The sequence below is a fragment of the Kitasatospora sp. NPDC049258 genome (assembly GCF_040678895.1).
Lineage (GTDB): Bacteria > Actinomycetota > Actinomycetes > Streptomycetales > Streptomycetaceae > Kitasatospora.
Window position 1 is genome coordinate 89,674 of the sequence record NZ_JBFAQT010000008.1, and the last position, 20,939, is coordinate 110,612.

11 protein-coding genes are annotated in these 20,939 nt (G+C 71.4%); 6 read left to right on the plus strand and 5 right to left on the minus strand.

The window, feature by feature from the left end; translation table 11 throughout:
- Positions 1-42: 42 nt before the first annotated feature.
- Positions 43-447, minus strand: coding sequence for a hypothetical protein (locus AB0K43_RS09765; protein WP_363637678.1), 405 nt, complete (start codon positions 445-447; stop codon positions 43-45).
- Positions 448-462: 15 nt separating this feature from the next.
- The gene (locus tag AB0K43_RS09770; protein ID WP_363637680.1) at positions 463-8,682 is read right to left on the minus strand and encodes a polymorphic toxin-type HINT domain-containing protein; all 8,220 of its coding nucleotides are present in this window, start codon (positions 8,680-8,682) and stop codon (positions 463-465) included.
- 348 nt (positions 8,683-9,030) lie between these two features.
- Between AB0K43_RS09770 and AB0K43_RS09775 the strand changes: the two genes are divergently transcribed.
- From AB0K43_RS09775 to AB0K43_RS09800, 6 genes are all read left to right on the plus strand, one after another.
- Positions 9,031-13,302: a ricin-type beta-trefoil lectin domain protein gene (locus AB0K43_RS09775; protein WP_363637682.1), complete on the plus strand. Its 4,272-nt coding sequence runs from the start codon at positions 9,031-9,033 to the stop codon at positions 13,300-13,302.
- Positions 13,303-13,352: 50 nt separating this feature from the next.
- On the plus strand, positions 13,353-13,640 hold the full coding sequence (locus AB0K43_RS09780) for a hypothetical protein (RefSeq protein WP_363637684.1): 288 nt from the start codon (positions 13,353-13,355) through the stop codon (positions 13,638-13,640).
- Between the two features lie 177 nt (positions 13,641-13,817).
- A complete protein-coding gene (locus AB0K43_RS09785; RefSeq protein WP_363637687.1) occupies positions 13,818-15,074 on the plus strand; it encodes an NYN domain-containing protein in 1,257 nt (418 codons plus the stop codon).
- A 257-nt stretch (positions 15,075-15,331) separates the two neighbouring features.
- Complete coding sequence (locus AB0K43_RS09790) at positions 15,332-16,279, plus strand: ABC transporter ATP-binding protein (protein WP_363637870.1); 948 nt, start codon at positions 15,332-15,334, stop codon at positions 16,277-16,279.
- Positions 16,280-16,310: 31 nt separating this feature from the next.
- Complete coding sequence (locus AB0K43_RS09795; RefSeq protein WP_363637689.1) at positions 16,311-17,120, plus strand: ABC transporter permease; 810 nt, start codon at positions 16,311-16,313, stop codon at positions 17,118-17,120.
- A 45-nt stretch (positions 17,121-17,165) separates the two neighbouring features.
- Entirely contained in the window at positions 17,166-17,918 is a 753-nt protein-coding gene (locus tag AB0K43_RS09800; protein WP_363637691.1) for a hypothetical protein, read from the plus strand.
- A gap of 48 nt (positions 17,919-17,966) precedes the next feature.
- On the opposite strand, the gene ybaK is transcribed toward AB0K43_RS09800, so the two are convergent.
- From ybaK to AB0K43_RS09815, 3 genes are all read right to left on the minus strand, one after another.
- Positions 17,967-18,461 (minus strand): Cys-tRNA(Pro) deacylase, encoded by a 495-nt coding sequence (ybaK, locus tag AB0K43_RS09805; RefSeq protein WP_363637693.1) that lies wholly within the window; start codon positions 18,459-18,461, stop codon positions 17,967-17,969.
- A gap of 20 nt (positions 18,462-18,481) precedes the next feature.
- On the minus strand, positions 18,482-19,210 hold the full coding sequence (locus AB0K43_RS09810; RefSeq protein ID WP_363637695.1) for an LON peptidase substrate-binding domain-containing protein: 729 nt from the start codon (positions 19,208-19,210) through the stop codon (positions 18,482-18,484).
- 71 nt (positions 19,211-19,281) lie between these two features.
- Positions 19,282-20,859, minus strand: coding sequence for an oxidoreductase (locus AB0K43_RS09815; protein ID WP_363637697.1), 1,578 nt, complete (start codon positions 20,857-20,859; stop codon positions 19,282-19,284).
- Positions 20,860-20,939: the final 80 nt, after the last annotated feature.

A 20,939-nucleotide genomic window follows, 5' to 3' on the forward strand; every position in this document is an offset into this window, starting at 1 on the left:
ATTTAGCGATTTCACTGCCGGATTAGTTGCACCAAAGCCGCTTCACGACGACTTGGGCACATCACCGTCGATGCCGACAACCAGCGACTCCGACCCCTCGGCCAGATAGTCATGTTCTGGAAAGTAATCCACATGGAGGTGGTCGTCCTGATCCGCCTCCAAGGCAAAACCTTCGATGTTATCGGCAAGAAGAGCAAGAGACTCTAGCCTGCCTTGAACCTCAAGGGTTTCACCGTCTCCCGAAGAAGAAATCCTCACCTTCCCACTCGCTTGCCGAAATTCGATCCTCGACAATGACCTATCGTACGGGAACGGATTTGAGTCCTTCGGGATGCGAAATTCCCCTTGGCCGCTCCGCAGCCCCCGGCCCAAGGCCAGCAGCTCGGAGCGAGTTCCAGAGAGTTCCATTTCCCCGGTCGAATCTTCGCGCAAGACCTTCAACACCATGCCTCCGTCAGTCGCCTACGGCCAGTAGTCGCCCGGCCGGATCGTGAATGGATCGATAGGAGTGTGAGGATCCTTGAGCGGGCCACTCGTGACCGTCCTTCCATTGATCTGGGTTTCCAGATTAAGATGCGGCCCGAGTTTCTGGACATGAGCACTATTGGGGTTCACATCGAACCGCGCAATCTTCCTAACCGCGTTCCCGGCCTCATCGGTCGTCACGCTCATGAACTGAACTCCGCCGCTTCCAGACCGCACCACCGTTGCGTTGTCGCCGACGTGTGCAACGGCACGCTTAACAGCCTCATCCATCGGAATATCGCAGTTGTGGACCAGGACCGGAGTGGCTCCCGCGAGCACATAGTACGTGTGGAGGTCGGCGACGGTCAGGTTGTAGGCCGTGGTGGGTGCAAGCTGGTAGTTGCGCACGGACTCGACGGTGACTGTGGAACCGTCGGATGACCGGAGCCGATCACCTGGCTGGAGATCTGCAGCGTTTGTCCACCGGGAGTTGGTGGCGTCCCAATAGGGATGGTGCTGGGTGGATGTAAGCGGCTTTGCCTCTGTCGTGGTGCCCTCGGCGGTGATGGTCAGGTCGGTGAAGTCCTGGTCATCGGGGGTGACGATGGTGTTGGTGATCGGTCGGGTAGCCGTGGTGCCGGTCTGCGGGTCGGAGGCTGCCACCAGGTCGCCCTCGGCGAGCTGGTCGATCGGCTTTGCTGTGCCGCCTGCGAGTAGGACGAGTGTTCCGGCCGGGAAGCTGTTGCACTTCGCGAAGAATTCCTTGAGGCGGTCGAGGAGGCTCGCTCCTTCCGCAGCTCTGAGACCTCCGCGGGCCTCGGCGCCTTCGCCTCCACCGGCGAGCTGCAGCGCGAGGAATGCAAGTTGCCCGGTGGCAACGCCAGAATTGCCATCTGCGTAGTTGTCGTAGATCTCTTTGCTGTCGGATCCCAGTCCGAGAACGACTCCGGCGTTTGCCTCCGAGTTGATGATCGGGCTGCCCTGCCAGATGATCTTTCCGTAGTCGGTGCAGGAATTCCAGGAGCCGCCGAAGCAGTGATAGACATCGGAACCAGCTCGGGCTTCCAGATTCCAGGCGCCCTTCCCTACGTCAACTGCTTTTTGCGAGAAGCTGCCCCATGCGTCATGGAGGAAGTTGAGCAGTGTCTTGGCCTTGCCACTACCGTTGCTCTTGCTGCTGGCGGCAGCGCGGCGCTCCCTCGCGGCGTCGATACCGTGCTTGATATCCGCGACGATCTCGTTGTACTTGGGGCCCTCGGACACCGGGTCGATGCCGCCCTTGCAGGCGTACATCCCGTTGCCGCACTCCTCGAAGTGCTGGCCGGACGGGTCGCTCAGGTTGACGGGGTTGTTGTTGCTGTAGGCGTAGCCGTTCCACTGCTGTGGGCTGGCGGAGTCGAGGATCGGGTCCGGGTTGAGGAACCGGCCGGTGGTCGGCTGGTACTCGCGGGCGCCGAGGTTGGTCAGGCCGGTGGCGTCGTCCTTGGTGCCTCCGACGAAGCCCTTGTCGCCGGCCCAGGTGCTCGGGTCGGGCTGGGTGCCGCGCGGGTTGCCGAACGGGTCGGTCGGGCGGCGGGTGACGACCTGGGAGGCGTCCGAGGTGATCTGGACCCCGTTGGTGCCGTGCGGGTCGGACACCTGGTAGACGAGCTTGCCGCCGCCGGGGGCGGTGACCCGCGTGATGGTGATGCCGCCCGGCGCACCGTAGTAGCGGACATCGCTGAGTGCGCGGGTGTTGGTGTCGAGGGTGACCTCGTCGGCACCGAGGTTCAGCGTCACCTTTCCGGGGTTGCGCCGGATGAGCTGGTTGCCGTCGGCGTCGTAGAGGTAGCTGGTGCCCTGCGCCTCGCCGGTCCTCTTGACCGAGTCGAGCTTGTCCTCACCGGTCCAGGTCAGGGTGGTGGTACCGGAGGTGTCGGTGACGGCGGTGGTGTTGCCGGCCGCGTCGTACTGGTAGCTGGAGGTCTTCGTACCGGAGGCGGTGGTGACGGCGGAGGTCAGCAGGGCGTGCGGGCCTCCCGTTCCGCCGCCGGTGTTCGGGGCGTCGGTCTTGGTGTTGACCGATCCCGCGGGCCGGAACGTCTGGGCCGTGGTGCTGCCCGGGGCGCCCGGACCCGCTGCGGTGTTGACCCGCTGCCAGGCGGACCAGGTGTGGGCGGTCTCGTTGTGGGTGGCGTAGTTGAGCTGGCCGGAGCCCGCCAGCACGACCTTGAGGTCGTTGCCGGAACCGGCGATGCCGACCGTGGTGGGTGTCGCGACCTGCCCGGCGGACGTGTTGACGTCGGTCCAGGTGGTCCAGGAGCCGGCCGAGTTCCGGCTGACGTGCCACGGCTTGCCTTGGGCGAGCGCGACCGCCTGGAGGCCGGATCCCACGCCGGCGAGGGCGAACTGTCCGATCCCGGTGAGAGGGCCGACCACGCTGTAGACGTCGCCCCAGCCCTGGACCTGCCAGGTGCCGTCAGGCCTGCGGACGGTGTGCCAGAGCTTCCCGCCGTCGTAGACCATGATTTCCAGGCCCGAGCCTGTGGCGGAGGCCGCGATCTGGCTCGGAGCGTTGAGGGCACCGACCACGCTGTAGACGTCGCCCCAGCCCTGGGTCTGCCAGTTGCCGTCCGGCTTGCGGACGGTGTGCCAGACCTTCCCACCGGAGGTGGTGAGGACCTCCAGGCCGGAGGCCGTCGCGGTCAGGGCGAGCTTGCTCGGCTGGGACAGTGGGCCGACGACGCTGAAGACGTCACCCCAGGCCTGCCAGCTGCCGTCGGCCCTGCGAACGGTGTGCCAGAGCTTCCCGCCCGCGATCGCCATGACCTGCAGCTGGCCGTTGCTCACGGCCGCGGAGACGGAGTCGATACCGGTGAGTGGCCCGGCCTGGGCCGTTAGATCGTCGAACAGCGGCCAGCTGCCGTCACCGTTCTGCCGAGAAGTCCAGACCTTGCCGCCGGAGAGGGCCACGGTCCAGGTCTGGGTGCTGTCGCTCGCCATGGCGACCTGGGTGGTCTGGGACGGGTCGAGAGTCGGCGGGCTGGTGATCGCGTGCTGGTTGAGCCCGGTGCGGTTCCCGGTCGAGTCGTAGGTGTAGTCCTGCCAGTAGGGAGCGGGACCGCCGACGCTCGGCCGTGCCGGACTGCCGCTGACGGCAGGACCGTTGGCGTTGACGCAGCCGCCGATGCCCGGGACGGAGGCGGAGCTGCCGGATCCGTTCACCGCGCCGGAGGAGTCGTTCCACTGACCGGTCGGCCGGGTGGTCGTGCCCGCGGTGTCCGTCCAGGCGCTGGTGAGCCGCCCGAGGTAGTCGTAGGTGAAGCACTGGGTGTCGGTCGCCGTACCGCCCTGCACATTGCTGACGGAGGTGATGGCACCCGAGAGGTTGTAGGTGTAGCTGGTGTGATCGACCGAGGCCTTCGGGTCGGTCTGACGGTCCACCCAGGAGTTGATCACGCGGCCGGTGGCCTCGTCGTACTGCTGGGTGGAGACCACCTTCTGGTACGAGGCCACCCCGACATCGGTCCGCGTCGGGCGGCCGAAGGCGTCGTAGATTACCCGGGTGACCAGCGGATCGTTGCCCGCCGAGTCCCAGAGAACACCGGTGTCGGTGTAGTGGTAGCCAACCGTCTCGGCGGGCAGACCGCCCACTGCGGACATGGTGGTCTTGGCCAGCGTGCCGAGGACGGGGTTGTAGGTGTTGCTGGTCGTGTAGGTCCCGGCGAGCTCCTTCTCCTCCTGGGGGATGGTGACGCTGGTGCCCAGCGGGCGGTAGGTGATGTCGTAGCCGGTCACGCCCTGGGTGTAGGCGAGGGTCTTGCCGGAGTCGTGGACGTAGCGCGTCGAGGCGACGGGCTGGCCCTTGGCGCCCGGCAGGCTGTCGAAGGTCCACCCTGCGAGCTGGTTCGCGTCGGAGACGCTGCCGGCGTACATCCCGGTCTTGCGGCCGAGCAGGTCGTAGGAGTAGGCCAGCGTGTTGCCGTTGGCGTCGACCGTGTGGTCGACCTGGGACTTGATGTCGTAGTAGGTGCGGCCGGTGCCGGTGTCGGGGTCGGTTGCCGAGATCTGGCGCCCCCGCTGGTCGTACCCGTACGTCCAGGTGTTGCCTGCGGAGTCCTTCCGGCCGGCGGGCTGGCCGGAAGGCGTGTAGGTGTAGCTGGTGACGTCGGCGTCCGCGGGGTTACCGGTCGGGTTCGCCGTCCGGTACTGCCACAGCGCCGAGGTGCGACCACGTGCGTCGGTGAAGGTGCTGGTCGGGGCCGCGCCCTGGGGCGGCGTCACATCGGTGCGGTCGGCCCCCGGGTAGGAGGTCGTGGTCGCCCACTGCGGCTGTGCGTAGGAGCGGAACTCGGTGCCGGTGACTCGGCCGAGGCCGTCGTAGGTGTTCCAGGTCTGGGCCGGGACCTCCCCGTCCGGGACCAGGAAGACCGTGTCGTCGGGCAGTCGGGCGCTGTCGTAGTACGGCGAGGAGGTCCTGGTGACCCAGCCGTGCGAGTCGTAGAAGGTGTCGGCGAGCAGGCGTCCGGCGCCTCCGGTCGACAGCGTGGACTGGGTCTGCCGCAGCCGGCCGAGGCCGTCGTACAGCTCCTTTTTCCAGGAGAAGTTGTTGCTGCCCGGCAGGGTCTCGCGGAGGGTGCGCGTCGTGACGACGGTCGGTGCGGTGACACCGTTGATCGAGTACGTGTACTGGATGCTCGCGCTGAGGTCGGTGGCGCGGTCAGGGGTCCAGACCTCGCTGAGCCGGCCCAGGCCGTCGTACTTCTCGGTGGTGGTCCGACCGTTGGCGTCGGTGGAGGTCAGCGCGAGCGCGCGGCCGGGATCCTGGGTGACGGTGCTGGTCCACCCCAGCGGCGTAGTGGTCTTGATCTGGGTGGGAAGGGCCCCGGAGGCCGGTGTGTAGTCGGTCCGGGTGGTGGCGACCGCGGTGTTCGCATCGGACAGCCGGGCCCCGTCGCGGCCGTAGGTCGAGCCGTCGGTGGTACCGGCGGTCGAGGGCCGGCCGTAGACGTCGTAGGTGATCGTCCCGGTGTGCAGGAAGACCGGCTCGCCGTTGCCGTCGTAGTGGTCGAGGACCTGGCTGCTCGTCGGCTCCGCGAGGTCCCCGGCCTGTCCGAAGGCAAGACCGTCGAAGAGGGTCCGGGTGTCGCTGATGGTGTTGGCCGCGTTGGCCGTGGTGCCGCACGGACCCACCACCGACGTCTGCTCCGACACTGCGGTGATCAGCATCGGGTTGGTGCTGCCGGCGTAGTCGGTGGTGGTGCAGATCTCGGGGGTGGCGGAGGTGCCGTCACCCTTGTCGTCGACATGGACCAGGCGGTTGCCCTTGGCCGGATCGGTGACCCGGACGGTCGTGGTGGTGCGCCAGGTGCCGTTGGCGAGCTTGGCCGCGTTGACCGAGGTGGTCTGCGACGGGGCGGAGCGGGCGATCAGATCGGGCATGCCGCCGGACTGGTGGTGCGTGGCGGTCTTGCCCTGCTCGTTCGTGGTGGTCGCGGTGCGGCCGACGACGGTGCCGCCGCTACCGGCCTTGTCGTAGGTCTCCGAGGCCAGCACCGTCCCGGCCAGCCACTCGCTGTCCTGGACGTCACCGCCCAGCGGGTTGTGCACCGTGTCAGTACGGGTGGTCTTCCCGTCGGCCTTGAGGTCGCCGAACATGCCGCGCAGATAGGTGGTGGTCGCCTGGGTCTTGGGAGCCTCGCCGGCGAAGCCGCTGCCGGTGGTGGTGGTGACGGATCCGTAGCCCCGGAAGTTGTCCCAGGTGCGGGTCTTGGGGTCGGCGAACTCGGCGTCGTTGCGGTGCCAGGCGGCATCGCCGTTGTACGTGTAGTTCGTGGACTTGACCAGGCTCGCGCCGGTGATGGCATCCTGCTCGGTCACGGCGGTGACCAGGTACTTGCTGAACCAGTCGTTCACCGGATCGGGAGAGCTGGAACCCGGCAGGTACCACTTGACCGGACTGCAGGCGAGCTTGTTGCCGTCCTCGGACGAGGGCATGGTGCCGGCCACCCGGGAGCAGGCCGGTCGGAGGGGGTCGTTCGGGTCGGCGGTCGTCGCGTAGACGACGTTGATCTGACCGCCGGTCTCGGTGGTGATCTGCTGGAGCCGTGGCCGGTTGAACTGCGGCACCGCGACCTTGGAGCCGTCCTTCAGCGTGAGGTTGCCGTCCACGCGGTTGGGCAGCTCCCTGCCCTTGAAGGTTACCGGCGGCAGGGGCGTCGAGGCCCCGCCGGTGGAGCCTGTCCGGACGATCGAGTCGAGCCAGAGCGCGGGCGCGGTGCCGTCGCCGGGCTGGGCGAAGGACTGGTTCAGGGCCCAGGAGTCGACCGGCACGTACGAGGTGCCGGACAGGACCTGGGTGGTGATCCCGGTCAGGCGCTTGGTGGTGAAGAAGGTGGGGCTGTAGTTGTTGCAGGTGGTCGTTCCGTCGCAGAACTGGTCGAGCGGAACGTCCGGCCAGAAGGTCATGTTGGCGCTGGTGCGCTGCGACTCCGCGCAGGTGATGCTGCCGGAGGCGAAGCACCGTTCGGCGGTGGTGAACGAGACGGTCGCGGCCGGCTTCAGCGTCCCCTTGGCCGCGATCTGCTCGGGCAGCCGCTGGCCGTAACCGATCTGCTTCAGGTAGGAGCCGCGGGCGTACGCCGTGAGCGTGCCGTTGCCGCTGTTCTGCGCGCCTCCCCGGACGTACTTGTTGGTCTCCGGAAGGTCGTAGCCGTACGTCATCAGGTTCTTGTGCGGGTCGACGACGTAGTCGAGGTTCCAGCGCCAACCCATCTGGCACCAGGAGCCCTTGTCGGTCGCGGCCTGGTAGCACGGGTCCCCGCTGTTGGGGGAGTAGACGGGTTCGTCCAGCGTCGAGTTGGCGGCCGGGTCGGTGCCGTCGCCGCCGGGAAGGTGGTTGTTGCCGAACCAGTACTGGGTGCCGTCGGTGGTGGTGACCCGCCAGTACTCGCCGGTCGGAAGGTTGTTGGAGGCACCGGAGAGCTTCTCGATCTTCGTGCCGTCGTCGTTCTGGAGGTGCCAGACGCCGGTGGTGTCGTCCAGGACGAGCGTGCCGGAGTGTCCGGCGAGCGACATGGTGGCGTTCTGGCCGCCCCAGCAGAGGTCGCCGCTGCCGGTGATGCCGGCCTTGTCACAGGACTTGTAGGAGCGCTCGATGAAACCGGGTTCGTACCCCCAGCCGTCGCCGATCCAGGACGCCTGCGAGTTCTGCGCGGAGGTCTTGCCGTCGACGGAGGAGGAGTCGTAGGACAGCGAGACTGCAGGTGCGGCGCCGCTGAGCGAGGGCGGGACCTGGATCGGGTACGCGTAGGTGAAGTTGCCGACGTTGGAGCCGGCGGCCCAGGCCGCGGACGGGTTGAGGGAGGTCGCGGCGTAGTTGCCGCCCGCGCCGCCGGGGGCCGGGGCCGCCGAGAGGAAGACGGATGCGCCCGAGGGCGCAGCGGTCATCGGAGCGAGGCGTCCCGCCGTGCTCGGGTCCGCCGAGGTCGCGGTGCCACCGGTGGGAAGGGTGATCTCGGCACTGATGGTGCCCTTGGACACGTCCACCGTGGAGGCGACCGGAGTCTGCTTGCGGCAGTCCGGCTTCTCGGGTGTGGTCAGCGCACAGGCCGGAAGCAGGACGAGCCGCGCCCGGTCCGCCCACAACTGACCGGTGAGGGCGTTGAGGTCGAGTGCCACCCGGACCCGGTTCTCGGTGAGCCCCGCGGGTGCGTCGGACCCGGTGAGGGTCACCAGGGGCATCTGCAGGCCGGCCGCCTTGCCCTTCGCGGCGTCGGAGACCTCCACCCGGACGTCCCGCGTGACCCCTGCTGTGCCGTCGGCCGCGCCGAGCGAGACCGGCAGCCGGCCGGCCTGTGCGAGCTGGCCGCCACCGGAGGCCGGTGCGGCGCCGCCCGTCGCGGAGCGGGCCGCTGCGGCTGCCGAACCGGCCGCACCCACGGTGACGGTGGCAGTGCCGGGGAGGGTGACCGCCTGGTGCGGCTGCCACTTCTCGAGCGCGGGAAGCTGGGCACCCTTGAGCGCCTCCGGCTTCAGGTCCTTGCCCTTGACCGACTTCGTCTGCGGACCCAGCGGAGTGGACGGCGGATCCCAGCCGTCCGCAGGAGTCTGCGTCGCGGCGAAGGCGGGCACCGTCAGCGCCGCCATCAGCACGGTGAGGATGACGATCAGGCTCCCTGGCCGATGTCTGCCCCACAGCCAGCGCCCGATCGGCGTTCGGGCACGCCAAATCCCCACAGTCCACTCCTTGGTGCTCATCACACTGCGTCACTACCGCTGCCAGTAGGACAATCCCGCAAGACGGTAGGCGAACAGTGATCGGTCCTGATAGATCAATTCGGAGCCCCGCATGAGAAATTTGCCAACTCTTTGTACAAGTTGATCGATCATTTCGGACATGTGGCCCAAGTCGCCCATCGAGCTTGACCTTTACCTCGCGATCCCCGCATCGTTCCTTCGATTCGAATGCCTGCGCGACGTGCCGGGCCGTGAGGAAACGAGAAGACCAACGCCATGCACTCCCGACGAACACCTCACGAACCGTCACCGGGAAGGCCCTTGGGAGCGCTGGTCACCCGAAGGCTGATGGCACCTCTGGTGACGGTGCTGGCCGGTGTGCTGATCGCCGCCCCCGGGGCCGGGGCCACAGGGCGGCTGCCCGGTCCGGCCACGGCGGACGCCCCGGTGGGTGGTCACGCGCCCGAGCTCTCGGCCCAGGTGAAGGCGATGCTGGCGGCGAGGGCGGAGGCGAGGGCGGCGGGTGCGCCGGTCGAGGTCGTCGATCTGACCACCGAATCCTCGAAGACCGTCGCCAACCCGGACGGCACGCTCACCGTCACGGACCATGCGGCGCCCATCAGGGTCAAGCAGAAGGCCGGTTGGGCCGAGGTGGACCCGACCCTGCGGGCCAATGCCGACGGCACCTTCGGACCGGCGGTCGCATCGACCACCCTCGTGCTCTCCGGCGGCGGCACGGGTCCGCTGGCGACGCTGACGACCGCCAAGGGTGAGCGGCTCGCGGTCACCGCGCCGTTCCGGCTGCCGAAGCCGGTGGTGGCGGGCGACACCGCGACGTACCCGGGCGTCCTGCCCGATGTCGACCTCCGGGTGAACGCGCTTCCGCAGGGTGGGTGGCGCGAGGTCATCGTCGTCAAGACGGCTGCCGCTGCGGCGGACCCCGCGCTGAGAACCCTTCGGTTCCCCATCTCGACCTCCGGGCTGACGGCCTCGGCCGATGCCGAAGGGAACCTCGCCTTCACGGACGGGTCGGGGCGGGCTCTCATGCACGCGCCGACCCCGCTGCAGTGGGACTCCGCGCTCCCCGCTCCGGTCGCCCCGGGCAAGAGCTCGGCGATGAGCAGCGCCCGCTCGCTGTTCGCCTCGCCGAGTGGCATCGCACCGGTCAGCCCCGGCGGATCGACGTTGGCCGCCCCCGGGGACGGGGCCAATGTCGCTCCGATCACCACCACCGTGACACCGACCGCGATCGAATTGACTCCGGGTCAGGATGTCCTCGGCAAGGGCACCGGGCCCTGGTACATCGACCCCACCATCAGCGCGGACAGTGGCAGTCAGCTCTCCGTGCAGGTGCAGGAGAACATCCCCGGGACCTCCGGGTACAACCTGAGCGAGCTGCACACCGGATACTGCCTGTACCCGAACTGCCCGGGTGCCGGCCGGTACCGGGCCTACTACCAGATCGGCATCAACCCGGCGATCTACACCCAGGGCAGCGGGATGCCGAAGCCGCCCACGGTCTACAGCTCCATGTTCTACGCCCAGAGCGTCTTCGCATCCAGCCCCGGCACGTCCGTGCCACTCGGTCTCTACTCCGTCGGGAGCGGGAGCGGCCGGATCTACAACGGCACCAACTGGGGCAACCAGCCGTGCGGGACCGGCAGCACGATGGCCGGCTGTGCGAAGGTCGGGGGGTCCTCCCGGATCACCGGTACCGGCCCGATAAGTTTCGACGTCACGAGCCAGGTCCAGTCACTGGCGGCGGCTCAGGCTCCGGCTTGGACCGTCGGGATCGCCCCCGACGACGAGCGCAACGCGGCCTACCGCCACCACCTGGCCAACAATCCACACATCGTCACCACGTACGACATCACGCCCAGCATCTGGTCGCCGACGACCGTCCCCAATCCGGGGTTCGCCAACAGCGACGGCAACGGCACGCCGGGCAGCTACGCCTGCACCAGCGGCGGCGCGCACCCGTGGGACAACGCGCCGTGGGTCGGTGCGAACCAGAGCATCATGCTCACCGCGAGTTCGTGGTCGCCCGCCGGATTCAACCTGCACACCGCGTTCCACCTGTGGGACGACAACGACGCCACCTACGGTGTGGCCGCCGACAGCGGCTGGGCGGGCAGCTGGAACCCCAACGGGGTCGGCGTCAGCGTGGGTTCGCTGGTCGACGGGCACCAGTACGGCTGGAGCGCGGCCGCGTCCGACGCGGACCCGGCTTCGCAGGGGCTGACCTCGGCCGACTCCCCGTGGTGCTACTTCAGGGTCGACAAGACGGCGCCCGCGGTCGCGGTGAGCTCCACCGACTTCCCGCCGTCCGGTGCGCCCGGCAAGGCGGGCAAGTCCGCCGGTGAGGCTGGAACGTTCAGACTGTCCGGTTTCGACGCCGCGCCCGCCGTGGGCGGAGCCTCCGGCCTGGCGTGCTACCGCGTCAGTACCGATCCGACGCCGGTCGCCGGGTGGAAGTGCAACGACGGAAAGGCCAAGGGCGTCGTCCTGCCCGCCGACCCGACCTTCCAGGCGACGCCTGGGCACTGGGGGACGAACATCGTCTACGCCCAGGCCCAGGACAACGCGGGCAACTACAGCCAGCCGGCCGCCTACGCGTTCTACGCGCCGTGGAACCCGCAGGCGAAGGCCGTCTACGGTGACACCACCGGTGACGGGAGGCCCGACATCGTCCTTCCGGACCGGTTCGGCAACCTCAAGCTGATCAGCGCCGCCGCCGACCCGCTCAACGCGCTGAGCGCCAATGCCTCCCTCGCCAGGAACGTCACCTCCAGCAACACCCCGGGCTGGGACCGGGTGCAGATCACCCACCGCGGTGCGCTCACGGCGCTGGCGGACGTCGACTACCTCATCGCTCATGGTCCGGGTGATCCCGCCGTCTATGAGTACGCGAACAACGGCAGCGGGGTCTTCACCGCGGCGACTTCGATCGGCGCTGTCCCGCACGACTGCCGCGACGCGTCCGGCGCGGCGCTGCCCGGCGGCTGCCCGGCGGGATTCACCGACACGAACTTCACCTGGACCAAGGTGACCCAGATCGTCGCCGTCGGCACCCCGGAAGGCGAGGACACCGCCCACGGTGTCACCCGGACCTCCCTGGTAGCCGTCGTTGATCGCAAGCTCTGGTTGTTCCACTCCGGGGGCAAGGACAACCTCGACGGCACCGCCCGCCTGCTGTCGTCCGCCGACTGGAGCAACTACGACCTGATGAACCCGGGGCCCGCCGGCGGTACCCAGCAGCCCTCGCTGTGGGCCCGCAACCAGGCCGACGGCACCGTGCACACGTACCCGATCACCGGGGGCGCCACACCCGACTACAGCGGCCTCGCCGACCCGGCCGCAGGCACCGTGTCGGGGATCAACCTGCCGTACGCCACCTATCCGATGGTGGGCTCGTCCGGCGACCTCGACGGTGACTCGCTCGCGGACCTGTGGGCGAGCAACGGAAGCGGCACACTGACCGTCTGGAACGGCGTCAACGGGACCACCCCGGCGAGCAACAAGGTCACCGGCCTGGTCAGCCGATCGGCTGCCACGATCGTCACCGAACCGGTGGGACGCTGGAAGCTCGACGGAAGTCAGCAGGCCGGCGGCCCCAAGACCGCCGATGCCGTGGGGCGGGACGCGACCGTGCCGCTGGGTACCAACCCCGGCAGCCTCACCGATGTCACCTTCGTCGACGACAACCCGGCCGGCACCGCCGTCACGCCCGTGGCGACCTTCGCCGGAGCGAGCAGCGAGGTGGATGTCCCCGGGGTGACCGTGGACACCGGCAAGTCCTTCACGGTCAGCGCCTGGCTCAGGCCCAGCGCGAGCCAGGGCGTGGCGCTGAGCTCCGACGGGGTCAATTCAAGCGGCTTCATCGTGTGGCCCGATGCGGACGGCACCTGGCACTTCGGCATGGCCACCACCGACAACCCGCAGTGGAACTACGACCAGACGCTCATCGGGGTGACCAGCGCGGCACGGTACAAGTTCGACCGCTGGGACCAGGTGACGGCCAGCTACAACGCCGACGCGGGCGTGATGTCGCTGTACGTCAACGGCACCCTCGCGGCCACCGGGATCCACACCCAGAACTCGGGCATCAAGGGGCCGCTGGTCTTCGGCCGGTACCAGGACAACCACGTGCACCAGGCCTTCTTCAAGGGGGCCGTCAGTGACGTGACGGTGCAGGATCGCGCCCTCGACCCGTGGTCCGCCGCCGCGCACCCGATCTCCCTCGCCACCATCGGCACCATGTGCATGGACGACAACTACGCCAGCACGACCAACGGGGCCGTCATCCAGATCGCGGGCTGCAACTCGACGCCCGCGCAGGACTGGACCGTGGCCCCGGACGGCACCCTGCGGGTCAAGGGCGGCTGCCTCGACGCCGTCGGGGGCGGGACGGCGAACGGCACCAGGCTGCAGTACTGGGCGTGCGGTGCTCACCAGCCGAGCCAGAAGTTCGTCCCGCTCGGCAACGGGACGATCTACAACCCGGTCTCGGGCCGATGCGTCGATCTGCCCAACTACGACGCCACCCCCGGCAACCCGCTCGCGCTCTTCGACTGCAACGGCACCTCCGCCCAGCGCTGGAGCGTCACCCCGCGCGGTTGAGCGCCGGGCCCTTCCGCACACCGATATCAACACCATCGTAAGGAACGACCATGACCAAGCCTGCCAAGTCCCCCGCGCTGAAGCCGGTCCGGAAGAACCCGCTGGACGGGCTCTCGTCCTGGCAGCTGCTGCTGACCCTGGTGCCGCTGGCGCTGCTGTTCATCGGTGGCGCGATCGGCGGTGCGATCGGTGCGGTGGCGCTGTTCACCAACGCCACGGTGGCGAAGAAGCCGTTCGCCACCCCGGTGAAGGCGGCGCTGATGGTCGGCGTCGTGGTGGCCGCGTTCGTGGTGTACCTCGCGGTCGCCGTGGCGATCAACTCGGCCGTGGGCAGCTGACCCGCGCGGGCGGCGGGGCGGTGGGCCGCGCGGCCCACGGGGGTGGCCGAACGGGGCCGGGGTGGATTCGGGTGGTTCGTCGGGCGTGCGGGGGGTAAAGGAAGGCCCAATAGCCGCACGGACCGCCAGGGCCGGCCCCCCACGCCGCCCGGCCGACCCGAGAAGAGGTGCGGAGCTGTGGACCGTTGTGTGGTTCTGGTCGATGCCGGATACCTGTTGGGCGCCGCCGCCAGTCTGCTCGCCGGAGAGCCCGGGCGGTCCCGGGTGGCGGTGGACCACACCGTGCTGATCTCGGCGCTGCGGGAGCGGGCCGAGGCCGAGACGGGCCTGCCGTTGCTGCGGATCTACTGGTTCGACGCGGCCCCCGAGCGCCGCCCGCTGCCCGAGCACCGCCGGTTGAGGGTGCTGCCCAGGGTCACCGTCCGGCTGGGCGCGCTCACCCGGGCCGAGGGCCGGTGGGTGCAGAAGGGCGTGGACGCGGCGATGCACGCGGAGCTGTCCGAGCTGGCCCGCAACCACGCCTGCGCGGACGTGGTGCTGGTGACGGGGGACGGCGATCTGCTGCCCGGGGTGATGTCGGCCAAGGAGCACGGGGTGGCCGTGCACCTGTGGGCGCTGCAGGCCGCCGACGGCGACTTCAACCAGTCCGAGGACCTGGTCGGCGAGGCCGACGAGCGGCGCGTGCTGGACCGGGAGTGGATCGAGCGCTGGGCCCGGCAGCGGGAGCAGCCGGTGTTCCACCCGCCGTTCCCGGCCCCGGCGCCCGCCGCGGAGATCTCCGAGCTCGCCGAGCTGCTGACCACCGGGCCCGCCGAGCCGGCCGCCCCCGCCGCGGCCGCCCGGCCCCGCCCGGCCGCCGCGCTGCGGATGATCCCCACCCCCAAGGACCTGGCGGTCCGCTCGACCGCGCCGAGCTCCCCGGCAGCGGCCTCGGCCGGCCTGGGCGGCCCGGTGCTGCGCTGGTCCTCCGACCGGGGCTGGGTGGACCGCCCGGCCGAGGGCGTGCTGACCACCGCCGCCGACGGCCTGCCCACCCTCGCCCAGCTCACCAGCGCCGAGCAGCGCTGGGCCGACCGCGAGGAGGACATCACCACGGTCGGCGGCGACGCCCACGAGGTCGGCCAGGTCTTCGCCCGCCGCTGGACCGACCGGCTGTGCGCGGCGGACCGCTCGGGCGTGGTCGACCCCCAGGGCACCCGGGACCGCCTGGGCGTGCTCTGGACGGACTACCCGCGCATCCCGCACCGCCTCGACGGCGAGCTGCTGCGCTACGCGGCCCGGTTCGGCCTGCTCGCCCACAAGGACGACCAGATCGACGAGCACGACCGCTACGCGATCCGGGCCGGGTTCTGGAAGGAGTTCGCCGCCCGGGTCCCGCAGGGCCAGCAGATCCCGCTGCCGGAGGCCCGCGAGGCCCAGGACGCCCGCGACTGAGCCGAGGACGCCCGCGACGGGCCCACGACGCGCGCGACCGGGCCCACGACGCGCGCGACCAGGCCCCGGGCCGCGCGGCGCCGCCGCCGCGCGCCGCCACCCGGGCCGATTGACCCCGTTGTCCGGATCCGTACCGCCAGCGCGTAGAGTCTTCGACCGTGAGCGACACCGACCGGCAGGCACCCCAGGCCTCGCCGCACGGCGGCGCGGACGGGCCCGGCCAGCACGCGACGGGGCCCTGCTGCACCGTCCGCGGCCTGGCCAAGAGCTACCCGAGCGGGGCCGGGAGGCGCGGTGCCCGCGCGGAGGCGATCCGGGCCAACGACGGTGTCGACCTGACCATCGGCCGCGGTGAGATCTTCGGTCTGCTCGGCCCGAACGGGGCCGGCAAGTCCACCCTGGTGCGCCAGCTCACCGGCCTGCTGCGGCCGGACGGCGGCAGCATCGACATCCTCGGCCACGACGTGGTCCGCCACCCCGAGCGGGCCGCCCGGCTGCTGGCCTACCTCGGCCAGGAGTCCTCCGCGCTGGACGAGCTGCCGGTCGCGCTGGCCGCCGAGACCACCGGACGGCTGCGCGGCCTGACCCGCGCGCGGGCCCGCGCCGAGAGCGCCGAGGTGCTCACCGAACTGGGCCTGGAGCCGCTCGCCGGCCGCCCGCTGGCCAAGCTGTCCGGCGGCCAGCGCCGGCTGGCCTGCTTCGCCGCCGCGCTGGTGGGGGAGCGGCCGCTGCTGGTGCTGGACGAGCCCACCACCGGGATGGACCCGGTGGCCCGCCGCGCGGTGTGGTCCGCGGTGGACCGCCGGCGCGCGGAGCGCGGCACCACCGTGCTGCTGGTGACCCACAACGTGATCGAGGCGGAGACCGTGCTGGACCGGGTCGCGGTGATCGACGAGGGCCGGGTGATCGCCTGCGACACGCCCGGCGGTCTGAAGGCCCTGGTGGACGGCGACGTCCGGCTCGACCTGGTCTGGCGCACCGAGGCCCCGGTGGAGGTGCCCGCGGTCGCCCGGCTGGCCGAGCGCGCGGAGCGCACCGGGCGCCGTTGGACGGTGCGCACCACCCCCGAGGACGCCCGTGACCTGGTGGCGGCCGTCACCACCGGCCCCGCCTTCGCCGCCCTGGACGACTTCACCCTGGCCACCCCCAGCCTCGAGGACGCCTACCTCAAGCTCGGCGGCCGGGGCGGTGGGCTGGCCAAGTGAGAGCCCCTGACCGGACCTGGAGTGTGACCGGGTGACCCTGCTCGACGCCCCCGCGGCCACCGCCGCCCCGAGCGCGGCCGCACCGGCCCCGCTGGCGCCCGCCGCCCGGCTGCTGCCGGCGCTGGCCGCCGTCTACCGGGCCCAGCTCGCCCGGGCCAAGGTGGCCCGGATCCCGCTGCTGTTCGTCGCCACCTTCCAGTCGGTCGGCATCCTGGTGATGATGCGCGGCGTGGTCGACCCCGGCGACAACCCGGCGGCCCGCTCGGTGGTGGCCGGCTCCAGCGTGCTGGTGGTCGCCTTCGTCGCGCTCAACCTGCTGGCCCAGTACTTCGGCCGGCTGCGCGCCACCGGCGGCCTGGACCACTACGCGACCCTGCCGGTGCCGCCGGCCGCCGTGGTGCTCGGCGCGGCCGGTGCCTACGCCTCGTTCACCCTGCCCGGCACCCTGGTCACCGCGGGCTTCGGCGCCTGGCTGTTCGGGCTGTCGGCGGCCAACCTGTGGGTGCTGCTCGCGGTGGTGCCGCTGGCGGGCGCGGCGCTGGCCGGGCTCGGGGCGGCCTGCGGGCTGCTGGCGCCCCGGCAGGAGATCGCCACCCTGCTCGGCCAGCTCGGGATGTCCGCCGCGCTGCTGCTCGGCGTCCTGCCGGTGGACCACCTGCCGACCGTGGTGCGGTGGCTGCGCGACCTGCTGCCGTCCACCTACGGGGTGGAGGCGTTCGCCCGGACCTTCGGCGACCGGCCGGACTGGACGGCGGTGCTGGGCGACCTCTCGGTGTGCGCGGCGGTCGCCCTCGGCTCGCTCACCCTGGCCACCTGGGCCTACCGGCGGGCCACCCGCTGACGGGCTGACCGGACCTCGACGGGCCGGGCGTGAAACGATGGGCCCGTGACCGTACCGAACACACCTGCGGGTGCCGACGCCGGACCAGCCCGGGACCCGTACGCCCCGCCGCCCGCCGGTGGGCCGACCGAGCCCGCCGAGCGGACCGCGCTGCTGCCCGAGCTGCGGATCGGCGCGCTGACCTGCCTGGCCGGGGCGCTGCTGGGCGTGCTGGTGGGGCTGCTCTGGTTCTGGCTGGCGCCCAGGGTGATGTTCCAGGTCAGCGGCAACCAGATCCTCTACATGGACCCGGAGGGCGAGCAGCGGGCCGGCGCGGACGCGGTGTTCGCGCTGCTCGCGGTCGGGGCGGGCGTGCTCAGCGCGGTCGTCGCCTTCCTCGCCACCCGGGGCCGCGGCGGCGGGATCGCGGTCGCGGTCGGCCTCGCCGTCGGCGGGCTGGCCGGCTCGCTGGCCGCCTGGCAGCTCGGCGCCGCGCTCGGCCCGACCGCCGACCTGCCGGCGCACGCCCGGCAGGTGGGTGACGGCGGGACGTTCAGCGCGCCGCTGGAGCTCGGCGCGCACGGGGCGCTGCTGGTCTGGCCGATGACGGCGATGGTGCTGCTGCTGGCGCTGTCGGCGGCGTTCGGCAAGCGCGAGCCCGACCCCCTGCCGTACTGGGCCACCGGCCCGCAGTGGACCCTCCCCGGCCACTCCGCCGCGCCCCAGGACGCGCCCCACCCGCCCTATGCGCCACACCCGCCCCAGGCGCCCCAGGACGCCCCGCGCCCGCCGCAGGACGGGCCCCGCCCGCCCGAGTAGGCCCGGGCCCACCCCCCCCAGCGCCCGCAGCGCCTTCGCAGCGCCCCCTCAGCGGCCGATCACGGCCGTCCGGGCCGAGGTCAGGGCGACCAGGTCGGCCGGGGCCAGCTCGACCTCCAGGCCGCGGCGCCCGGCCGAGACGAACACCGTCGGATGCTCCAGTGCGCTCAGGTCCAGCACGGTGGGCAGCGGCCGGCGCTGGCCGAGCGGCGAGATCCCGCCCCGCACGTACCCGCTGCTGCGCTCGGCCGCCGCCGGGTCGGCCATCGCCGCCCGCTTGCCGCCGACCGCCGCGGCCAGCGCCTTGAGGTCGAGCTTCCCGGAGACCGGGACGACGCCGACCGTGAGCGCCCCGTCGACCTCGGCCACCAGGGTCTTGAACACCCGCGCCGCAGGGATCCCCAGCGCCTCGACGGCCTCGCCGCCGTAGGTGTCCGCAGCCGGGTCGTGCTCGTAGGAGTGCACGGTGAACGCCACCTCGGCGGCCTCCAGGGCCACCGTCGCGGGGGTGGCCTGACCGCCCTTCTTCGCCTTCTTGGCCATCTGGATCCTTGGTCGCGAGCTCAGTTCGGGCTGAACGCCTGGCGAGTCAGGTCGACCGCCGGCAGTGAGGGCAGCTGGGCGAGCAGCGCGCTCTCGCGGCGCAGCAGCTCCAGTTCGAGCGAGAGCCGCCCGGCGGTGTCCGGGCAGGCCAGCAGCTGCTGCTTGACCGGGGCGGGCAGCACGGCGGCGGCCGCCACCAGGTAGGACAGCACCTGCGGGTCGCCCGGCAGGTCCTGCTCGCCGGCCAGGCTGGCCTCGCGGGCCCCGGCCAGCCGCTTCTGGTACGCCCTGAAGGCCCGCACCACCCCGGCGGCGAGCGCGCCGGCGCCCTCGCCCGGCTGCTCCGCGAGGGTCTGCGCCTCGCCGGTCAGGTACGGGCCGCCGGCGTCCACCGAGCGCAGCTTGAACCGGGTGGTGCCGGTGACCAGCAGCTCGTACCGGCCGCCGGGCTGCTCGCGCACGGAGGTGATGTCGGCGACGCAGCCGGTGTCGTGGATCGCCTCCAGCGGATCGCCGGTGACGGTGCCCAGGCCCTCCAGCGGGCCGGCGGGCTCGTCGTGCTCGCGGACCGGGGCCACCTCGCGGCCGTCCCGGATCGCGACCACGCCGAACCGGCGGGGCCGGTCCTCGGGCTGGTCCTGCAGATCGGCCACGAGCCGGCGGTAGCGCTCCTCGAAGACGTGCAGGGGCAGCACCAGTCCGGGGTAGAGGACCGTGTTGAGCGGGAAGAGCGGCAGCCGTTCAGTCACGGCGCACAGCGTAGTTGCCGCACGCCCGCTCCCGCCCCGCGGTTTCCGGTGACGGCCCGCTCTCGCCCCGTTCAGCCGCGCTGCAGCAGCCGGGTGGCGGCGGTGACCACGGTGGTGGCGAGCACCCAGCCGGTGATCACCAGGGCGGCCGCCACCCACTGGCCGTGCTGGTCCGGGTTCCAGCCGCCCTGCCCGAGGTCCACCACCGGGACCACCTTGCTGAGCGCGTACAGCGGCGGGTTCCAGACCGTGGCCTCGTCGGCCTTCAGCGGCGCCGGCGGGTGGGCGGCGAAGTACGCGGTGCCCAGGCCCCAGGCCAGCGCCAGCCAGAGCGCGGCCCGCCCCGGCCGGTAGCCGTAGCCGACCGTGAAGTCCTGCAGCACGCCCCAGAGCCGGCTGGGCAGCGGCAGCTGCGCCCGGCGGCGGCGCTGCTTGGCGTACTGCACCTCGCGGGCGTCCTCGTCCCGGCCGTCCCGGCGCAGCGCGGCGGCCAGCTGCTCGTACGGCTCCGGGCGGTACTCGGGGAGCGCGCCCTCCAGCCAGGCGATCCGCTGCCGGACGCTGAACGGCCGGTCGGGGCGGAGCGAGTCGTAGGTGAAGCCGGTCAGCCCGACCTGTCCGTTGCGCGGCCAGCTCTCGGGGGAGTCGACCAGGTTGCCGACCCGGGCGCGGGAGAGCGAGACCCGGCCGGCCGGCGCGGTCGGGCAGGTGATCCGCAGCTCCGGGGTCTGGATCCGGCGCAGCGAGAGCTCCTGCAGCGGCGAGAGGTGGAACTCGGCGTTGGTGATCAGGCAGGCGTTCTCGAAGCGCCCGTCGACCAGCCGGACGCCGCCGAAGGCGCGCAGCGGGGTGCTCGCGGTGCCGGTCGGGATCGGCTCGCCGTAGCCGTCGCCGTAGATGGTCCGGGAGTCGGCCCAGCCGCCGTCCAGCGAGCCACCGAGGTAGAGGGTGTGGCCGACGCTGATGTGGGCCAGGTTGAGGCAGTTGCGGTCGTCGCCGGCGGCGTGCAGCTGGGCGCCGCGCAGCGAGAGCCGGCCGCCGATCCGGGCCGAGCGCAGGCTGAACTCGCCGTGCGAGGTGACCCGGTCGGCCTCCAGGTCCTGGCTGACGGTGAGGCCGTCGCCGGCCAGCGCCCGGCCGTGCCGGTCGGCGCCGATGACGGCCTGGTTGAGCAGCAGGTCGGTGCCGATCTTGGCGTCGGTGAGCCGCAGGCCCTGCGGGAGGTGGCAGCGGGCCAGGTGCAGGTCGCCCTCGGTGGCCAGTCGGGAGGCCTCCAGCCGGGGTATCAGGCAGCTGATCAGCCGGACGGTGCCGGCCCGGGCCTCGGAGATCAGCACCTTGCGCTCGAACCGGCACTGGTGCAGCTCGATGTAGTGGCCGATGTCGGCGCCGGCCAGCACCAGCGGGCCGGTGATCAGCGCGCCGTTCAGCTTGAGCGAGGAGACCCGCCCGGGGGCCGGCTCCGGCCCGGCGAGCAGCAGCCGGGCGATCACCTCGGAGCGGACGGTGCGCTCGGGGCCCCAGACGGCCGCACCGGCGGCGTCGTCGATCTCCCGGTCGCCGACCCGCAGGTCGTGCACGCTGCCCTGCCGGAAGGCCTGCCAGAGCCGCTGCTCGGTCGGCGTCCAGTTCGCCGGTGCCTGGTCCACGCCGTCTCCCCCGAAGATCGTCCGCTGTCTCGGCTTTCGTATCACGGACTGAAATGCCGGACCGTGGCTTTCGGCCACTC